This window comes from Pseudoalteromonas sp. Z9A4 (assembly GCF_011378845.1).
Taxonomy (GTDB): domain Bacteria; phylum Pseudomonadota; class Gammaproteobacteria; order Enterobacterales; family Alteromonadaceae; genus Pseudoalteromonas; species Pseudoalteromonas arctica.
Genome location: NZ_WTLA01000004.1, coordinates 109,928 through 127,966, shown reverse-complemented (window position 1 = coordinate 127,966; position 18,039 = coordinate 109,928). Strand labels below are relative to the sequence as shown.

Sequence of the window (18,039 nt, the reverse complement as noted above, 5' to 3'; positions counted from 1 at the left end):
CAGGTAAAAATATATGAGCGATTTACAAATAGAAGAAGCAACACTCGAAGAAGCCGTTGCAGAACTGTCAACTTTACATGACTGGTTACGTTGGACTACAAGCCAATTTGCAAGTAGTAGTATATTTTTTGGACACGGTACAGATAACGCATGGGATGAAGCTGTAAGCTTATTACTGCCTGCGCTTAGCTTGCCTGTTGATGCGCCAAAAGAATTAATGCACGCGCGTTTAACAAGCACAGAAAAAAACCGACTTGCGGGTCTTATTGCAGAGCGTATGAATGACTGCACACCAGTCCCTTACTTAACAAACATAGCGTGGTTTGCGGGTATGCCATTTTATGTGGATGAACGTGTACTTATACCTCGCTCACCGTTTGCTGAACTTATTAGTAATCGCTTTACCCCCTGGCTTGAAGAGCCACAATCGGTTAACCGCATATTAGATTTATGTACGGGGTCGGGTTGTATCGCAATCGCACTTGCGCAAGCTTTTGAGCAGGCCCAAGTTGATGCGGTAGATATATCGTATGAAGCGCTTGAAGTCACAGACATAAACATTAACGATTACATGTTAAACGATCGTGTGTTACCCATTCAGTCTGATGTATTTAGCGGTGTGCCAGGTCAAAAATACGACCTAATAGTTGCAAACCCACCGTATGTTGATGCAGAAGATATGGCTGATCTGCCACGTGAATTTCATCATGAACCAGAGCTTGGGCTAGCATCAGGCCACGATGGTTTAGATGTAACCCGTACTATTTTAAGTGAAGCGAGTGAACACTTAACTGATAACGGTTTGTTATTTGTAGAGGTTGGTAACTCTATGGTACATATGGATGCACTGTATCCGGGCGCGCCGTTTGAATGGATTGAATTTGAACAAGGCGGCTTAGGTGTATTTGTAATTAGCAAAAAGCAGCTAGATGAGTATTTTGTAAAATAAGTAAAAAATGAATAGCCAAGCCGTGTGCTTGGCTATTGGTAGTCATTAGGAATGAGGAAAGTTAATGGCAGGTAATAGCATTGGACAGTTATTTAAAGTGTCCACCTTTGGTGAGAGCCACGGCGTTGCATTAGGCGGCGTTGTTGATGGTACTCCCGCAGGTCTTGAAATCACAGAGGCCGACTTACAAATTGATTTAGATCGCCGAAAACCAGGCCAAAGCCGTTATACAACGCAGCGCCGCGAAAGCGATCAAATAAAAATATTAGCAGGCGTTTTTGAAGGTAAAACCACAGGTACTAGCATTGGTTTATTAATTGAAAACACCGATCAACGTTCGCAAGATTACGGCAAAATTAAAGATGTATTTCGCCCAGGTCATGGCGATTACACGTATTGGCATAAGTACGGCCTGCGCGATTATCGTGGTGGCGGTCGTTCGTCTGCACGTGAAACCGCAATACGCGTAGCGGCAGGCGCTATCGCTAAAAAATACTTAAAGCAATTTCATGGTATTGAAGTTAAAGCATGCTTAAGCCAGCTAGGTCCTATTAAGGCGGAAACGTTTGATTGGGATGAAGTTGAAAATAACTTATTCTTCTTCCCTGATGCAAGTAAGCTTGAAGCGCTTGACGAATATATGCGTGACCTTAAAAAGCAAGGTGACTCAGTTGGCGCTAAAGTAAAAGTAGTGGCAAGCAACGTACCTGTAGGTCTTGGTGAGCCAGTATTTGACCGCCTTGACGCCGAACTTGCACACTCATTAATGAGTATTAATGCAGTTAAAGGCGTTGAAATTGGTGATGGCTTTGACGTAGTTGAGCAAAAAGGCTCTGAGCATCGTGACGAGTTAACCCCTGAAGGTTTTACATCAAACCATGCGGGTGGCGTACTTGCCGGTATTTCGACAGGGCAAGACATTATTGCTTCTATTGCGCTAAAGCCAACGTCGAGCATTACCATCCCAGGTAACAGCATTAATACAAGAAACGAAGCGGTAGAGATGATCACTAAAGGTCGTCACGATCCGTGTGTGGGCATTCGTGCCGTGCCTATTGCTGAAGCAATGATGGCCATTACACTGATGGATCATTTACTGCGTCAACGCGGACAAAATCCACATGTAAACCACAAACACGGGCCAATCAACGGCTCTGTGTAAGTATTTATAATTATAAAAAACGCGGATTACCGCGTTTTTTTATGTCTGTAATTTAGTTTAAAGCCTTTCAGGAGTTGTTCAAGTAAGCCCTATATACTGCAAGAAGGAGGGTAGCAATCATGAACGATAATATTAATGAACACTCACAAATAAAAGCCCAAGCTGCAATAGCCCGCTTAGAGCGATTCAGTAAGTTAACTGATAGCAGCATTGGCATTCCTTTTACTAAATTTAATATAGGTTTGGAGGCTGTGATTGGTTTAATTCCCGTTATAGGTGATGCCGCAGGGCTAATTTTATCAAGTTATGTGCTGATAGAAGCCCAGCGTTTAGGTGTGAGTAAACGTATAAAAACTAAGATGATTATCAATATGCTCATAGATTTTGTGGGCGGTTTAGTGCCATTTTTTGGTGATATTTTTGATGCCTTTTTTAAAGCTAACACGCGTAATACACAACTATTAAAAAAGCATTTAAACAAGCAGTTGAGTGAGTAATTAATAGCTTTAAGTAACAGTTAGCAAAGAGACTTTAAACAAAATGTTGTTGGTTGTTAAATCACCTAGTAAGGTAGGAGCGTCTATTCACTTTGGTATCTACAATATGCAATTATTTATCGGTAATAAAAACTACTCTAGCTGGTCATTACGTGCATGGTATTTAATGAGTAAATTTGATGTTGAGTTTAGTGAAACCCAGCTGGTACTCGACACCCCCGACTTTTACAATGAACTAAAAAAGACCTTTGCTTTGCAAAAAGTCCCAGCGTTAATTGATGGCGATTTACAGGTATGGGATTCGCTAGCAATTTGTGAATATATTAACGATGCTTACTTATCAGGCGCTGCATGGCCAAAATATATTACCCAAAGAGCTAAAGCGCGTGCGCTAAGCGCTGAAATGCATTCAGGCTTTATGGCACTGCGCAGTGAAATGCCAATGAATATAAGAGCAACCCGTAAAGTAGACCTATCGAGCGAAGCACTAAAAGACATAGCCCGTATAGACGAGATATTTGCACAGCAACAAGATGTGTTTCCAAATGAGTGGTTTTTTGGTGACTTTAGTATTGCTGATGCCATGTATGTGCCTGTTGTACTGCGCTTAAAAACCTATCAAATTACGTTATCGCCAGAGGCACAGCAATATTGTGACTTTGTTATGCGCTGCCCAGTATTGCAAGCATGGATCACTCAGGCATTAACCGAGACCGACATAGTAGAGTGTGATGAAGCAGGAACGCCTGTATAATTATTGTTTTCTTATATGGCATGTTTTATGCCTTAAAATCATAAGTTTAAACTAGGCAGCTCATGTATCTAAATCACCCAAGGTATGGCAATACACCAATAACTACCAATACCCCAGTGACAATAGAGGCGATAGAGAATGCGCACTGGCGTTACTCGAGCCTTAAATACTTCCCTAATACGGTAATATTGGCTGATATAAAAAAGCAAAACTATGCCATTTATCCTCGGGCACTTTATGTTGATATTGAAGAGAAGTGCGGGACTTGCTCTAAGGCATTTATTTTTTTTGCTCAAGAGCAGTAATATTGGTTTGAAACATTAAGATTTTGGGTCGATTCACACTGTACTCATTGCTTTGAATGCCGTAGACATGCCAGATATATACTAACTCTACGTAAACGGTACGATATGTTAACTAGCTTAGCCAATAAAACCTCAGGTGAAAAAACACAGCGTAAAAAACTTGGTAATACTCTTTACTGTTTAGGTATTATTAAAAATATCAATAAAGTGAAAGATTAGTCCGCTTATATTTTACTATCACGCCTTATTTTTACTTTAGTTGTAAAAGCCCGTACAATTCGTCTCGTTTTTACTGCGCAAAATAGCGCTGCAACCGAGAAAAATTAGCCTAATTTTATGCATCAAATAGCTGATCTAATTTCAATTTTTGAACGCACTTTTTATCAAAGTCATAATACATGTCTGATAAAAGGCAATTTTGAACCTGTGTATTTACCAGCAACAGAGCACGTGCCATATCACCAAGTTGTATTTGCGCATGGTTTTTATGCTAGTGCATTACATGAGGTTGCACACTGGTTGGTTGCAGGCGATGAACGTCGTTTATTAGAAGATTACGGCTATTGGTATTGTCCTGATGGGCGCGACAAACAAAAACAAGCTGAGTTTGAAAACGTAGAAGTAAAGCCTCAAGCTATAGAGTGGTTATTAAGCACCGCAGCAGGGTTTAATTTTAATGTGTCGGTGGATAACTTAAACGGCGAGCAAACATGTCGGTTTGATTTTCAGCAGCGAGTACATGCACGTGTATTATCGTTAATCGAAAATGGCTTTAACTCTCGTACAGAGTCACTTTTAAAAGCACTCTCTGATTTTTATAATACACAGTGGCCATTAACAGCGCAGCAATTTAATTGGCAACATCCGAAGGAGCTTTGTAATGGCGTTTAAATTAGGTTTAATTGTAAACCCAGTAGCGGGTTTAGGCGGAACAGTTGCTTTAAAAGGTAGTGATGGCGCACACACAGCCGCTAAAGCAATCGAATTAGGTGCAGAACCAAAAGCAAATAGCCGAACAAAAGCAGCGCTTGAAGTGCTATTGCCTTATAAAGAACGCTTAACCATTTACACCGTTAACGGTGACATGGGTGAGCAAACAGCAAAAGCCTTGGGCTTTAATGTAGAGGTTGTATACAACTCTGCAGTAATAACAACCCCAGATGACACAGAACAAGCAGCAAAAGTACTTAAAGACTTTGGTGTTGATTTAGTTTTATTTGCTGGAGGCGATGGTACAGCGCGTAATATTTGCCATGCAATAGAGGATACCATTCCCGTACTTGGTATTCCTGCAGGCTGTAAAATTCACTCTGGTGTTTACGCTATTACACCAAAAGCTGCAGGGCGCGTAGTCGAAATGCTGGTTAAGGGGGAGTTAGTTACCTTAGCTGATGCAGATGTAATGGATATAGATGAAGATGCCTTTAGACAAGGCACAGTAAAAGCAAAGCGCTACGGCGAAATGCAAACACCTAGCGAAGTACGCTATATGCAAGCGGTTAAAAATGGCGGCAAAGAAACCGACGAACTCGTACTTGCCGACATTGCTGCGCATATTGTATCGCAAATGGATGAAGACACATTTTATATAATGGGTAGCGGCTCAACGGTTGAGGCCATAATGGAAGAAATGGGACTTGAGAATACGTTGCTTGGCGTTGATTTAATAAAAGATCAAACCTTAGTTGCTCAAGATTTAACGGCTAAGCAATTACTTGAGCTTACTCATGAGCAAAGTACTAAGTTAGTCATTACGCTCATTGGCGGGCAAGGGCATATATTTGGCCGTGGTAATCAGCAATTGAGCCCTGCGCTTATACGCGCAATTGGAAAAGAAAACATTATTGTAGTAGCAACTAAAACAAAACTACAAGCGCTTAATGGTCGCCCCCTTATTTGTGATACAGGCGATGGCGAATTAGATGATGAATTAACGGGTTATATTAAAGTAACCACCGGATTTAACGACCATATTATGTATGCAGTAGGGCACCAAAACCTTGAAAATACAGGTGCTTTGCAAAACCAGGAGATTAATAAATGAGTTTAGTGAACTATATCGATGCAGCCCAGCAGTACTTCGATGATTTAGTAATAAAAGCAACTGACGATGAGTTATTTGCAGGCGGCTATTTACGAGGTCATTTTGATCTTGCAGTTGGTTATGCCGAAGTAGAAAAGCTGACAATCAGTATAGATGAGCTAAACGAAACTGTAGAGCAGAGCTTAGTTAAAGCGTATCGTAATGGTGAGCTTAACGAAGAAGATAAGACATTAGTTGCACGCTTGTGGGAAGAAGTTAAAGCCCTCGCTTAACAGCTCTTTTAGCACAACACACAAACACGACTTGCTTAGCGCGATCGTGTTTTTTATTTTTAGCTTGGTTTTATTTTATGTGCGCGACGCAAAGGCTTACTGTTTATTGGCTTAACATGTGGTAAGCGGGAGTTTATCCCAGACACAAAAAAACCTTGTCACTTTCGTGGCAAGGTTTTTTTATTAAAGAGTCGTTGCTTATTTAGCTGTGAAGCTTACTGGGCGACGTTCTTTACGAGGGCCAGTACGCTTATCACCGCGTTGGCTGTCGTCTTTATCTTTACTGAAGGTGCGCTTTTTGTCACCAGCTGGACGCTCAGAGCGTTCTGCACGTGGCTCAGCAGGGCCTTGATCTTGTGTAATTGTTAAGCCCATAGGACGTTTACAAATAAACACTTTTTGGAAATGATCAAGTACATCTTTAGGCATATTTTGCGGTAATTGAACCGTACTGTGATTGTCGTGTAAACGAATATCACCAATAAACTTGCTTGAGATGTCAGCTTCGTTAGCGATAGCACCAACAATGTTCTTAACCTGAACACCGTGTTCACGACCTACTTCGATACGGTAAGTATCCATAGGGCCTGCATCACGGCTGTTACGTTCGCGAGGTTTACGCTCAGCGCGTTCACCACCACGTTCGCCGCCACGTTCGTTACGACGCCCACGGTCACCACCGCGATCATTGCGGTCGTTACTACGTGGGTTGCGATCGTTACGCTCGTTACGTTCACGAGGTTGAATCTTAACTTCTTCAACTTTAATCGGAGACTGTTGCTGTGCTAAACACAGTAACGCACCCGCTAAGCTTTCAAGAGGAAGGTCAAGTTTTTCAGCCATGTTAGTTGCTACGTCATTGAAGAACATTATATCTTTGTTTTCAAGCGCAATAGTTAATTTTGCTTGTAACGCTTCAATACGTTTTTCTTCAACGATTTTTGCAGTTGGTAATTCAACTTGTGCAATTTCAGACTTCGTATGGCGAATGATATTTTTAAGTAAATAACGTTCGTTATGTTTTACGAATAAAATTGCTTTACCAGTACGACCAGCACGACCTGTACGACCAATACGGTGAACGTAGGCTTCAGAATCTTGTGGAATATCGTAGTTGATAACTAAGCTTAAGCGGTCAACATCTAGACCACGTGCTGCTACATCTGTTGCAATAACAACATTAAGCATGCCGCTTTTTAAGCGTTCTACAGTGCGTTCACGTGCTTGCTGGTTCATGTCACCGTTAAGTGGAGCTGCAGAAAAACCTTCGCGCTCTAATAACTCAGCAAGTTGTACTGTATCGTTACGCGTACGTACGAAAACAATGGCACCTTCATATTGTTCAGCTTCTAAAAAGCGAACAATTGCTTTATTTTTATGTACACTAGCGTTCCAAAAAACCTGCTCTACAGATGATACTGTTGAGTTACGCGCAGAAATATGAACCTGTTCAGGGTTATTCATATAACGGCTACTGATGTTTTGAATTTGCTTAGGCATGGTTGCAGAGAAAAGACATGTTTGCTTTTCACGCGGTGTTTTTTCCATGATGCTTTCTACATCATCGATAAAGCCCATACGTAACATTTCATCGGCTTCATCGAGTACAAGTGCTTGTAAAGCATCAAACTTGATAGTACCACGGTTAATGTGATCGATTAAACGACCAGGTGTTGCAACAATAACCTGTGCGCCACGACGAAGTGCGCTTAATTGGATGCTGTAGCTTTGGCCACCATACAGTGCCAATACTTCAACACCACGAATGTGTTTAGAGAATTGTTCGAATGCTTCAGCAACTTGGATCGCAAGCTCGCGTGTAGGTGCAAGTACAAGGATCTGCGGCTGTTTTACAGACGGGTCAATATTATTTAACAATGGCAGTGCGAATGCTGCGGTTTTACCTGTACCCGTTTGAGCTAGTCCCAGTACGTCCTTTCTTTCTAGCAATAACGGTATACATTGAGCTTGGATTTCAGATGGTGTCTTGTAACCCAACTCTTCAACTGCCTTCAAAATTGCAGGAGAAAGATTTAGAGATTCAAACGTGACTGGTTCTGACATTAATACGCCTCAACGAATTTAAAGAGGCGCGCATTATATAGGATTCGCGAGGCAAATGCTTGTATAAATTGAAACTAATTTGTATGTGTTTGATGTTGGATGAAATTTAACCAGTCCAATGCAGGGTTTATTAAACTGGTTAACATATTTAATACAAAGCTTATTTGTACAAGCCTAGGTTTTCTTTTGCGTAAGCTTCAAATTCGGTAAATCCGCCAATGTGATTTTGGTCTACAAAAATTTGTGGAACAGTAGGGCAAGGCTTACCCGCTGACTTTTCAAGGTCGGCTTTACTAATGCCTTCTTTAATTATGTCGATATAACGAAATTTAAAGTCATCACGTTCATTTGATAATTGCTCAGCAACATCTTTCGCACGAACACAAAATGGACAGCCTTCACGGCCAAAAATTACGGTTAACATAGTTTTCTCCTCAATTTGATTAATATCAGTTTAAATGATTGAAAAATTATTTAAAGCGGAAAAAATCGATTGCACCATTCTAATAAAAACATAAATCATATTATGCATAGCAATATGATTTGCAAAATGCGAATAACAAATCAGAGCCCTGTTCGCCTAATACTTAAGTCTATGAATGCAGGTGTGTTTACAAGAATTAATTTATGGCACATAACTTGATAATCTAGAGTTATACATTGGGTCAACGAGAATACTTTATGAATATCAATAGTCACGTTTTAGAAATTATCCAAGGGGTAATAGGTAAATATTGTGAAACCCAAAGTCGAAATTTCTCTATTACCTTGATCAACAAATTGCAATGTAACTATGTCTGTTTGCAAATTCCGCCTGAGCAAATGATTGCACAATGCGAGGAGTTTCTTATTCCGGCGCTAGCAGCTGTAAAGCAGTGCTTTTTACTTAACCTCGAAGAAAATATTCATGGGGTTAGTATTCACTATCAGGTTGATGATTCTGAACAAGTAAATACGTTGGATTTTCACGGGCTTTTAGTAACTAAAAAATCTGTTAGTTTAGCGCTTGATATTAGACAAAATGTAGACGTTTTAACTGATTGCGAGGCGTTACTCAAAAGCTGTTTAAAAATGTCAGCTGATACTCACTACCGTTTTGGTCTAAATTTTAAATTATTCAATAGCACGCTTAGAGAGTCTGCACAGCTCGAGGATTTACGCCATCTTAGTGGTGACGCATTAATTGATAAATTAAATAGTGACAGCTTAAATACACATATAAAGTTGTGCTCTATTAACGATGTTTATGAGCTGAGCCAAGCTCATAAACTCTCTAAAAAAATATTAGGCTGGCCATTTTTTGATACCGACTTAATTACTATTTTAACAACATTTCACACACAAACACGTTTATCGGTATTAGTTGCAGACGACAGCTTACCGAGCCAAATTGCTACAAAAGTAATGCTTGAAATGCTGGGCTGCTTAGTAACGTGTGCAGAAAATGGTGCTAGTGCATTAACGCTTGCTCAAAATGAGCAATTTGACTTACTACTTTTAGATGAGCGTATGCCAGGAATGTTTGGTAGCGATGTGGCGCAGCAATTAGTTAGGCAAAATACACCTAATAACGATACTCCTAAAGTTATTTTAACGGGGTTAACAGGCGATGAGCAAATAGCTGAGTTATTTGATAAAGGAATTACTCACTATTTACAAAAGCCAGTGACAAAAGCGGTACTTGAGAAATTTATTAAACCTTGGCAGTTAGCCTCTTAAATTGATTAATAAAGAGAGAGTTATGGATAATTTCTCTAAAATAGCATTTATTTTAATTGGTTTTCAAAACAATTTTTTTTGCCAAAAGGCATTTTTTATGACGCGGTTGAAGAGTCATCAAAAATTACTGGCATGGTAAAAAATACACTCTATTTATTGACCTTATGTGCAGAGCAATTTGCTTTAGTTGTTAATACACCCATTCACTTTACGCAAAACTACAGCGAGCTGAAAAATCGAATTGGTATATTAAAAGCCATTGCGGTGGGGGCATTTAAAACGGGTTCGTACGGCGCTCAAACTATTAAGCAGCTAGACCTTTTAGTAATATTATAGAAGTGGTGCTAGGGAAAAGAGGTTTAAATGCTTTTACACATATAGGTTTAGCCGAAAACATTAAAAAACATGGGCCACTAATATAATTTTAGCGGGTACTGTGTCTTCTATCTGTATTGATTCAACTGTGCGCACTGCTGTTGCATTTGGTTCTAATGTCACTATTTTAAGCGTCTGCACACCGAGACGCACTCCTTTTGAACAAACATTCTACTGTGAAAAGGTTCCTCTCTTTATACACGAGTTTGTGAGAGTAATATTTTTATGAAGTATTAGAGAGACCATGAATAATAATGATGAGCTACAAGTTCAAATCCAATATGCACTAGTTGAAAAACTTTCCAATAGTAATCAACGTCAAGCAAAGCTATTAGCTATTTTAGATGAGTGTATTTTTGAGTGTGATAAACATTTAAATCTCACTTACATCAATGAAGCTTGGGAGAAAAAACTAGGTTACTCAAACGATTCATTAATTGGCTCCAATATTACTAAGTTAATGAATTACGATGATATTATGCATTTTGTTGCATATAGCTGTTGTTTACTAGAAGGGAAGCAGGCTCCCAGTGTAGAAATACAAATTAAAAGCAGCACCGGGCTCATGAACTGGTTTGAGTTAAGGTTAGTTTATGACGAAAAAAGCGGCTTTATAGGCTCGTTCTATGACATTCAACGTCATAAAGATTCTCAATTTTTGCTAACGCAACAGCAAAAATATGTTAAACGTTTATCGCTTGTTGCGAGCCATACAAATAACTTAGTAATTATTACAGATAAGTTTGGTGTGATTGAGTGGGTTAACAATAGTTTTGAAGTGCTTACAGGCTACACCTGTGATGAGGTTATAGGCACTAGCCCAGGTCAATTGCTACAAGGGCCAAAAACATGTGAAAAGAGTCGTAAGGTTATGTCTCACGCTGTAAAAAATGGGCTTCCTTTTCAAGTTGAAACTACAAATTACGATAAGAATGGTAACGTTTATTGGGTTGCTATTGATGCAAACCCAGTGCGAGATGATGAAGGTAAAGTAAAGCATTTTATCGCTATAGAAACTAATATTACGCAGCGAGTTAAAGCTGAACAAGCAATGGCAGAGATAGAATATAACTACCACTCTGTTGTAGATAATATTCCTGATATTGTTTTACGCCTTGATACATTTGGCAATTTATTATTTATAAATCAAGCATGGCAACGCGTCTTACATAGCAATGTAGATGAGAGCCTTGGCTTACCTATAATTAAGTTTATAGCAAAAGAAGATGTAGAAAAAATTAGTAACACTCTGCTTGATTATAAACAAGGTAAGCGTGATATACGTCGCTTTGATATACGTTTGATTAATGCACAAGGGATAAATAATTGGGTTGAAATGACACTTACTCCCATTGTGGGTGGCTACGAAAGCGATTTGTTATCTATTGCCGCAACACTTGTTGATATACAAGAACGTATTGAAAGCGAGCAAATATTGCTTGAAGCTAAACATCAGGCAGAAACATTAGCTGAGTCTAAAAGCCGATTTATGGCAAATATTAGCCATGAAATTCGCACGCCATTAAATGCCGTTATTGGCTCTGCAGATATTTTGCATCATACCGGTTTAACTTCTGAGCAAATGCGTTACACACAAATGATTAAAACAAGCTCTGATGCATTACTGAGTGTATTGGACGATGTATTAACGTATTCGCGTTTTGAAGCACAAGCTATAACACTCGATAATCAACCATTTAGTATAGATACGTGTATTGAGGAAGCAGTAGATATTATTACCCAAAGTGCTTTGCAAAAAGGGCTTGAGGTTGTTCTTGATTTTTACCCTGATGTCCCCGCTCAAGTAATTGGTGATCATGCACGTATAAGGCAAATAGCCATTAATTTATTAGCCAATGCGATTAAGTTTACTCAGCAAGGCGTAATAACGGTGACCGTTAGATGTACTTACATTGGAGCCAATAATTTAAATCTTCATTTATCAGTAAAAGACACAGGAATGGGAATCGCAAAAAATAAAATAGAAAGTATGTTTATGCCTTTTATTCAATCAGATAATTCAATTACCCGAAAACATGGTGGTAGTGGCTTAGGCCTTGCGATATGTAAGCAAATTTGTGATGTAGTAGGGGGAGATATTTCGGTTAACTCTGAGCTCAATAAAGGGAGTGAGTTTATCGTTAATTACCCGTTACAAATAGACACAACCGACTCAACATTGAGAGAAGGGTTTGCAGCACGAAGTAAAAAGCCAAGAGTATGGATTGTAGGACATAACCAAATTTTAAAAACCGCGTTGGAGCACACACTCACTCGGTTTTCTATCGCTTTTGATCACTATGAAATATGCCCAGATATCCCTGAGTATGATAGTTTTCCTGATGCAATTGTATTAACTGATCCTCCAATGCTAGCCCAAACACGCGAGTGTATAAATACATATAACTCTCTTAATTCACCGTGTTTACTTATCTTAGACTTATTAGGTGAAAGCTTATTACCGCAAAATCTTAACGACAGAGAGCTTAGGTTAAATGGCCCTTTTAAAGTATCGCATGTACCGCGAGCAATTAGTTTATTGGAAGAGCAGTTATTTCATTTAGATATTATATTTACTAATCGTGAACAAAAAGAAGCCTTAGAAAGCCCTTCAGGGTTAACTCAGTTGAATGGGACCAATGTATTGGTTGCTGAAGATAATACTAATAATCAAATAGTAATAAGACAGTTTTTAGAGCAAAAAGGTTGTCGGGTATATATCGCTAGTGATGGGCAAGAGGCAATAACCAAGGCTAAAAACAATAAAATTGATATTATTTTTATGGATATCCAAATGCCAATACTAGATGGGATCTCTGCAACTAAAGCAATCAGAAAGTTAGGTATAGCCACCCCTATAATAGCGCTCACTGCAAATGCGATTCATGGTGATAAAGAGCGATTTATTGAAGCGGGGATGAATGATTATTTAGCTAAACCAATTGTAAGTGAAATACTTTATTTATTGCTTGATAAATATGCACCAAAACAGGCTATTGAATCTAAGCATTTAAAGCTCATTCGTTTAGCGCAAGTGTGGGAAAAGCTGAGCTGAGCAATGAAGGCTAGGGTCTGTTGAACTTTCAGGGTTAAATTTGCAGCAGTCTGTTTGGCATTTAGGCCAGGCAGAGCGTATGCAGTGTGGTTATTCCCCATAAATGGGCGATAACGAAGCATTAATGCCAAACAGGCGCTGCCGAAAGGGTTCTTCCTAGGGGCTATTTACTCTTTGTTGGTCGGTTTTTACTTATTCTTACATGGATGTAAGCCAGTAGGGGGTAGCGCAGGAGCAGTTACCGAGCCCGCTAGGTTACAAACCACGCGCCGCGATTAAACCGCCTCTAGTTTGAACAAATTTCAATCCGCAAAGATCAACAGACCCTAATATAAAAAATGGGTTTGTGATGCATAAAACTTGATAAACGAAAAAATTAACCTAGTATTTTAGGAGTAAGTTAAATTTATTTTTTAGTATTTAATGAGTGTTTTTATTATAGTTTTTCAATTTGATTCGCAAATTGCAATTCAAAATAAAAATACAACGTTACAAATTATTTTTGGATTCTAAATTACATTTTTAATTTTTTTAATACTTTGATTTTGTTGTTTATTTTATCTTTCGTTTGTTTTTGTTTAGTTGGCACGGCTTTCGCAACATATTAAATATCAAATCAAGACAATTTAGTTAAATTTTTAAGAGGTGCAATATGCAAACAAATACAAAAGCCGAACAACAACCTAAAAGTAATAATTGGGTACTTACACCTGAAATCATGGTTTTGTCTATTTTGCTTGTAGCTACCTTAGTAATAGGTATTACAGTTCTGCGCGGTAGTGATTCTGTAGAGCCGTTAACGGACATACAGCCGATTACCTTTACACAAGCTGATGTTGAAAATGCACAGTCGATGAGTAATACATTTGACTCGCAAAATACTAACTATGCACAACATGTAACAGCCCCTAAAAACGAAAATAACGACACTCTTTCAAACTAGAGACTTTTGCGCAGGTAACTATTTATTGTTGCCTGCGTTTTTTTATGTTTCCTACCACCGTTTTAACTTTTTATCCCTAGCTTTAAAATTACGTGTACGCTTTTTAATTCAAGCTGTGCGTAACCTAATTAGTTTATCAAGCCTTTCTTTATACTTATTTTCAATTACTAATCCTTACTTTTAGCCAACAATTATTAACTGGTTTCTCTGTGCTGTTTGGGCTTGAGTAAGCTCTCATTTATTAATTTAGGTGCATTGTAAATTGAATTGCAAAATGCAAATAAAATGGAAAAATTTAAACACTCAAATAACTAAACTTAACCTTTTGAATTTACTGTTTTTATTTTTACGCTTTTACTTTTTAAATGGTCTGTAACTTGCTCTTGATTACATAAGTCACTAAGAGTGAGAATCGGAGCAAAACATGAATGCATTTAAGTACCTAGAATCAGAAAGCACAGTCAATCTCGCAAGATGGCATGAGTTAGAGAGAATCATGTCGGATGCAATGCAAAATAATTATTTTAAAATGGTTTATCAACCGCTTGTATCATTAGGAACGGGTAAGTTGGTCGGCTTTGAATCGCTAATAAGGTGCCAATCACCGCGCTTTGGTATCGTAGGCCCTGATGAGTTTATCCCTCATGTAGAGCAATCAGGAATGATTTTAGAATTAGGTGACTGGATTTTTGAGCAATGTTTGTCTGATTTAAAGCAGATGCGACATTTTGGTATGACAGATATTGCTGTTTCTTTAAATATTTCACCGGTACAAATTTTAGATGGTGATGTGTTTTCAAAAGTAATGGTTTTGCTAGAAAAGTACCAAATACCACCACAGGCTATTAAAGTAGAATTAACAGAAACAGCGCTCATTCATAGTCCTGATAAAATAGCTAAGGCGTTTGAAAACTTCCATAAAGAAGGCGTAAAGGTGTGGATTGATGATTTTGGCACTGGGTATGCGTCTTTAGGTCTACTTCGTCAATTTGATATTGATGGTTTAAAAATTGATCGCAGTTTTGTAAGTGGTATTGCAACTAATAATGAAGACTTTACGTTATGTAGTGCAATTATTGCGATGGCTCAGCGATTGGGCTTACAAACTGTAGCAGAAGGCATTGAAGAGAATGAGCAATTACAAATATTAGAACAACTTGGTTGTGATATTGCTCAGGGGTACTTGCTCGATAAGCCGCAAACATTAACAAAAAGTATTGATACCTGGGCTCTATGATTGTTTATATTCATTTTGATTTGCAAAATGCAAAAAATAAATTACTCTTAAACTACAACTATTACATTTTACTAGTGTACGAAGCTTTAACTTACACAAAGGTCATCTATGCCTATATCAGAGCAGTTTATCGATAAAAGTATTACAGATCTAAACGTTTTAATTCAACTTGAAAAGGATGTTGGAATAAGTGTTTTAGCCCGATTAGTAAACTTATTTATCGATGAATTAGTTACTATGGCAAACCAATTAGATACGGCAATTAGTAATGCAGATATTATAAAAATTAGAGAAATAATGCATGTTTTGAAAAACTCGGCTGCTTTATATGGAGCCGCTCCTCTAGCTGCATTGGCAACACAGTTACACGATTCACCACCACCAACTACAGAAGAAAATTTGCACGCAGCGCTTGTTATTAAGCATAACGTGGATAAAACCCGAGATGCATATCAAATAATGAGTAAGAGTATAGCTATCTAGGAGAAAGCCGTGTCAGATACAATGGGTAAAGGCCTTGTTTATATTGTTGAGGATAGCATCGCAAGTGGTGCTTTGTACGCAAGTCAGCTAGAGCAAGTAGGTTTTGAATGTAAGCATTTCGCAGATGGATATTCTGCTTTGGTCGGTATTAAAGAAAAAATGCCTGCGGTGATAGTACAAGATGTATGCTTGCCTGATATAAGTGGGCTTGAAGTTTTACAATTTGTAAATAAACAAAAAAATCCTGCTAATGTAGTCATGATCACCTCAAATAGTTCTATTGATATTGCAGTGGAAGCTATGCGTTTAGGTGGCTTCGATTTTTTAGAAAAACCCTTCACAAGTCAGCGACTTATTAGCTCAGTAGAAAGCGCGTTAACACCCAAAGAGCAAACTAAAGTACAACCTTTGGTTGAAAGCAATGATAAAAGCCAAGATTTTGTTGGTGAATCTCTCGCAATGAAAACCGTTTTTAGATTGCTAGATAGCGCAGCTAGAAGCAAAGCATGCGTATTTATTACAGGTGAAAGTGGAACCGGTAAAGAAGTTTGTGCACAAACCCTTCATGATGCAAGCCCCAGAAATAAAGGGCCATTTATTGCTATAAACTGTGCTGCGATCCCTGCAGAGTTATTTGAATCAGAATTTTTTGGTCATGTTAAAGGTGCGTTTAGTGGGGCGTTAAGCGATCGAAAGGGCGCTGTTGAAGTGGCTAACGGCGGTACGCTATTTCTAGATGAATTATGTGAAATGGAGCATAACTTACAAGCTAAGTTATTACGCTTTTTACAAACCGGCATATTTAGCAAGGTTGGTAGCAGCGAAGTATTACACAGCGATGTTCGCTTGGTATGTGCAACCAACAGAAATCCAATAATAGAGGTAGCAGAAGGGCGCTTTAGAGAAGATTTATATTATCGTTTAAATGTTATCCCCGTAAAGCTACCCCCTCTAAGAGAACGCGGAAACGATATCTTACTGCTCGCTGAGTATATTTTAAAACAAAAAAGCGATAGTAACGCTAAACATTTTATTGGCTTTTCTGATGAAGTTAAGACGCTTTTTTGTAATTACGATTGGCCAGGAAATATACGCGAACTGCAAAATGTAATTGAAAATACAGTCGTTATTAATGATGCCGATGTAATAGAAAAAGATATGCTACCAAATTCATTTGGTCTAGGCGCTGTAAAACACTCTAGCTCAGCTAAGTCAATTCACAATACAAACGATCAGAGTGTTCAATTATCTCCTATGTCGGTTCACGATATAGAACCTTTATGGCAAGTTGAAAAAAGGGCTATTGAAAACGCAATCAAAAGCTGCGAAGACAACATTCCTCTTGCTGCTGCTTATTTAGGGGTAAGTGCATCTACCATTTATAGAAAAATAAAGGGATGGTCTTAAAGCTTTAATAGATTTTTAATTACAATTTTAGGTTGAATTAATAAAAGTTACCCTAAACTCTATGTGTAAGGGCAAAATTAATTTTTAATCTGAAATAGTAAAAGGAGATCGCAATGAGTAACACTAGTTTAAAACCTGCGGATATTATGCCATCACTAGTAGTGAGTGATGTTGATGGGAAAAAGGTAGATTTAGTTGACAGGATAAGTGACTCCCCGTGGAAAATGATTGTTGTTTATCGAGGCCAGCACTGCCCTAAATGTACTGCGCAACTCAACGAGCTTGCCAAAATTCATGAAGACTTTAAAGAGGCTGGAGTTGAAGTGGTTGCAGTAAGTGGTGATAGCCATGAGCAGCTTAATAAACATCTTGAAAAAATAGATATTAACTTCCCAATTTACTATGGTTTAACAATCGAACAAATGACTGATTTAGGGCTACATATTAGCGAGCCTCGCAGTGGTGCAGAAACTGATCATCCATTTGCTGAACCAGGAATTTATGTGCTTAATGAAAAAAATCAGCTTCAAATGGTAGATATATCAAACAGCCCGTTTGTTCGTCCTGATTTAGAGCAACTGCTAGGTGGGATTAAGTTTTCAAGAGAAAACGACTATCCAATCCGAGGCACATTTATTAAATAGTATTCACTTTACATGGTTTCAAAAAAGGCACTCTTCAGTGCCTTTTTTATTTATTTTTAATAAATTTACTTGAAAACAATTTTACCGTCCATATGTAGTTAAGTAGGACGCCTTATGGGTCCTAAATTA

Annotated in this window: 19 protein-coding genes; 17 read left to right on the top strand and 2 right to left on the bottom strand. The window is 38.4% G+C overall.

Going from position 1 to position 18,039, the window contains the following annotated elements:
• Positions 1-13 precede the first annotated feature (13 nt).
• The 8 genes from prmB to GQR54_RS05215 all read left to right on the top strand — a co-directional run bounded on the left by prmB (position 14) and on the right by GQR54_RS05215 (position 5,983).
• Positions 14-949 (top strand): 50S ribosomal protein L3 N(5)-glutamine methyltransferase, encoded by a 936-nt coding sequence (gene prmB / locus GQR54_RS05250; RefSeq protein WP_166376762.1) that lies wholly within the window; start codon positions 14-16, stop codon positions 947-949.
• Between the two features lie 64 nt (positions 950-1,013).
• Entirely contained in the window at positions 1,014-2,111 is a 1,098-nt protein-coding gene (aroC, locus tag GQR54_RS05245; RefSeq protein ID WP_166376761.1) for a chorismate synthase, read from the top strand.
• A 119-nt stretch (positions 2,112-2,230) separates the two neighbouring features.
• Positions 2,231-2,608, top strand: a complete 378-nt coding sequence (locus tag GQR54_RS05240; RefSeq protein ID WP_024591638.1) for a DUF4112 domain-containing protein — start codon at positions 2,231-2,233, stop codon at positions 2,606-2,608.
• Between the two features lie 106 nt (positions 2,609-2,714).
• Positions 2,715-3,362 carry a glutathione S-transferase family protein gene (locus tag GQR54_RS05235; RefSeq protein WP_024593902.1) on the top strand — a complete coding sequence of 216 codons (648 nt, stop codon included), beginning with the start codon at positions 2,715-2,717 and terminating at the stop codon, positions 3,360-3,362.
• Between the two features lie 62 nt (positions 3,363-3,424).
• Entirely contained in the window at positions 3,425-3,667 is a 243-nt protein-coding gene (locus tag GQR54_RS19545; RefSeq protein ID WP_166376760.1) for a hypothetical protein, read from the top strand.
• Between the two features lie 336 nt (positions 3,668-4,003).
• Complete coding sequence (locus tag GQR54_RS05225; RefSeq protein ID WP_166376759.1) at positions 4,004-4,558, top strand: elongation factor P hydroxylase; 555 nt, start codon at positions 4,004-4,006, stop codon at positions 4,556-4,558.
• Positions 4,548-5,711, top strand: a complete 1,164-nt coding sequence (locus GQR54_RS05220) for an ATP-NAD kinase family protein (protein ID WP_166376758.1) — start codon at positions 4,548-4,550, stop codon at positions 5,709-5,711. The genes GQR54_RS05225 and GQR54_RS05220 overlap by 11 nt, the downstream gene beginning before the upstream one ends.
• Positions 5,708-5,983 carry a YfcL family protein gene (locus GQR54_RS05215; RefSeq protein WP_002962183.1) on the top strand — a complete coding sequence of 92 codons (276 nt, stop codon included), beginning with the start codon at positions 5,708-5,710 and terminating at the stop codon, positions 5,981-5,983. The genes GQR54_RS05220 and GQR54_RS05215 overlap by 4 nt, the downstream gene beginning before the upstream one ends.
• Before the next feature lie 198 nt (positions 5,984-6,181).
• On the opposite strand, the gene GQR54_RS05210 is transcribed toward GQR54_RS05215, so the two are convergent.
• Positions 6,182-8,047, bottom strand: coding sequence for a DEAD/DEAH box helicase (locus GQR54_RS05210; RefSeq protein ID WP_166376757.1), 1,866 nt, complete (start codon positions 8,045-8,047; stop codon positions 6,182-6,184).
• 160 nt (positions 8,048-8,207) lie between these two features.
• Complete coding sequence (locus tag GQR54_RS05205; RefSeq protein WP_007585470.1) at positions 8,208-8,471, bottom strand: GrxA family glutaredoxin; 264 nt, start codon at positions 8,469-8,471, stop codon at positions 8,208-8,210.
• 257 nt (positions 8,472-8,728) lie between these two features.
• Here GQR54_RS05205 and GQR54_RS05200 point away from each other — a divergent pair, with 257 nt between their 5' ends.
• The 9 genes from GQR54_RS05200 (at position 8,729) to GQR54_RS05165 (ending at position 17,910) form a co-directional block, all read left to right on the top strand.
• Complete coding sequence (locus GQR54_RS05200) at positions 8,729-9,766, top strand: response regulator (RefSeq protein ID WP_166376756.1); 1,038 nt, start codon at positions 8,729-8,731, stop codon at positions 9,764-9,766.
• A gap of 78 nt (positions 9,767-9,844) precedes the next feature.
• Positions 9,845-10,102: a hypothetical protein gene (locus tag GQR54_RS19540; RefSeq protein WP_231609323.1), complete on the top strand. Its 258-nt coding sequence runs from the start codon at positions 9,845-9,847 to the stop codon at positions 10,100-10,102.
• Between the two features lie 127 nt (positions 10,103-10,229).
• A complete protein-coding gene (locus tag GQR54_RS19535; RefSeq protein ID WP_346766072.1) occupies positions 10,230-10,370 on the top strand; it encodes a hypothetical protein in 141 nt (46 codons plus the stop codon).
• Positions 10,371-10,385: 15 nt separating this feature from the next.
• Positions 10,386-13,196: a PAS domain-containing hybrid sensor histidine kinase/response regulator gene (locus tag GQR54_RS05190; RefSeq protein WP_166376755.1), complete on the top strand. Its 2,811-nt coding sequence runs from the start codon at positions 10,386-10,388 to the stop codon at positions 13,194-13,196.
• Positions 13,197-13,848: 652 nt separating this feature from the next.
• Positions 13,849-14,139, top strand: coding sequence for a hypothetical protein (locus GQR54_RS05185; protein ID WP_166376754.1), 291 nt, complete (start codon positions 13,849-13,851; stop codon positions 14,137-14,139).
• Positions 14,140-14,563: 424 nt separating this feature from the next.
• The gene (locus GQR54_RS05180) at positions 14,564-15,376 is read left to right on the top strand and encodes an EAL domain-containing protein (RefSeq protein ID WP_231609322.1); all 813 of its coding nucleotides are present in this window, start codon (positions 14,564-14,566) and stop codon (positions 15,374-15,376) included.
• Between the two features lie 108 nt (positions 15,377-15,484).
• Positions 15,485-15,859, top strand: a complete 375-nt coding sequence (locus GQR54_RS05175; protein WP_166376753.1) for an Hpt domain-containing protein — start codon at positions 15,485-15,487, stop codon at positions 15,857-15,859.
• 9 nt (positions 15,860-15,868) lie between these two features.
• Positions 15,869-17,266, top strand: a complete 1,398-nt coding sequence (locus tag GQR54_RS05170) for a sigma-54 dependent transcriptional regulator (protein ID WP_197192714.1) — start codon at positions 15,869-15,871, stop codon at positions 17,264-17,266.
• A gap of 113 nt (positions 17,267-17,379) precedes the next feature.
• Positions 17,380-17,910: a peroxiredoxin-like family protein gene (locus tag GQR54_RS05165; protein ID WP_166376752.1), complete on the top strand. Its 531-nt coding sequence runs from the start codon at positions 17,380-17,382 to the stop codon at positions 17,908-17,910.
• Positions 17,911-18,039: the final 129 nt, after the last annotated feature.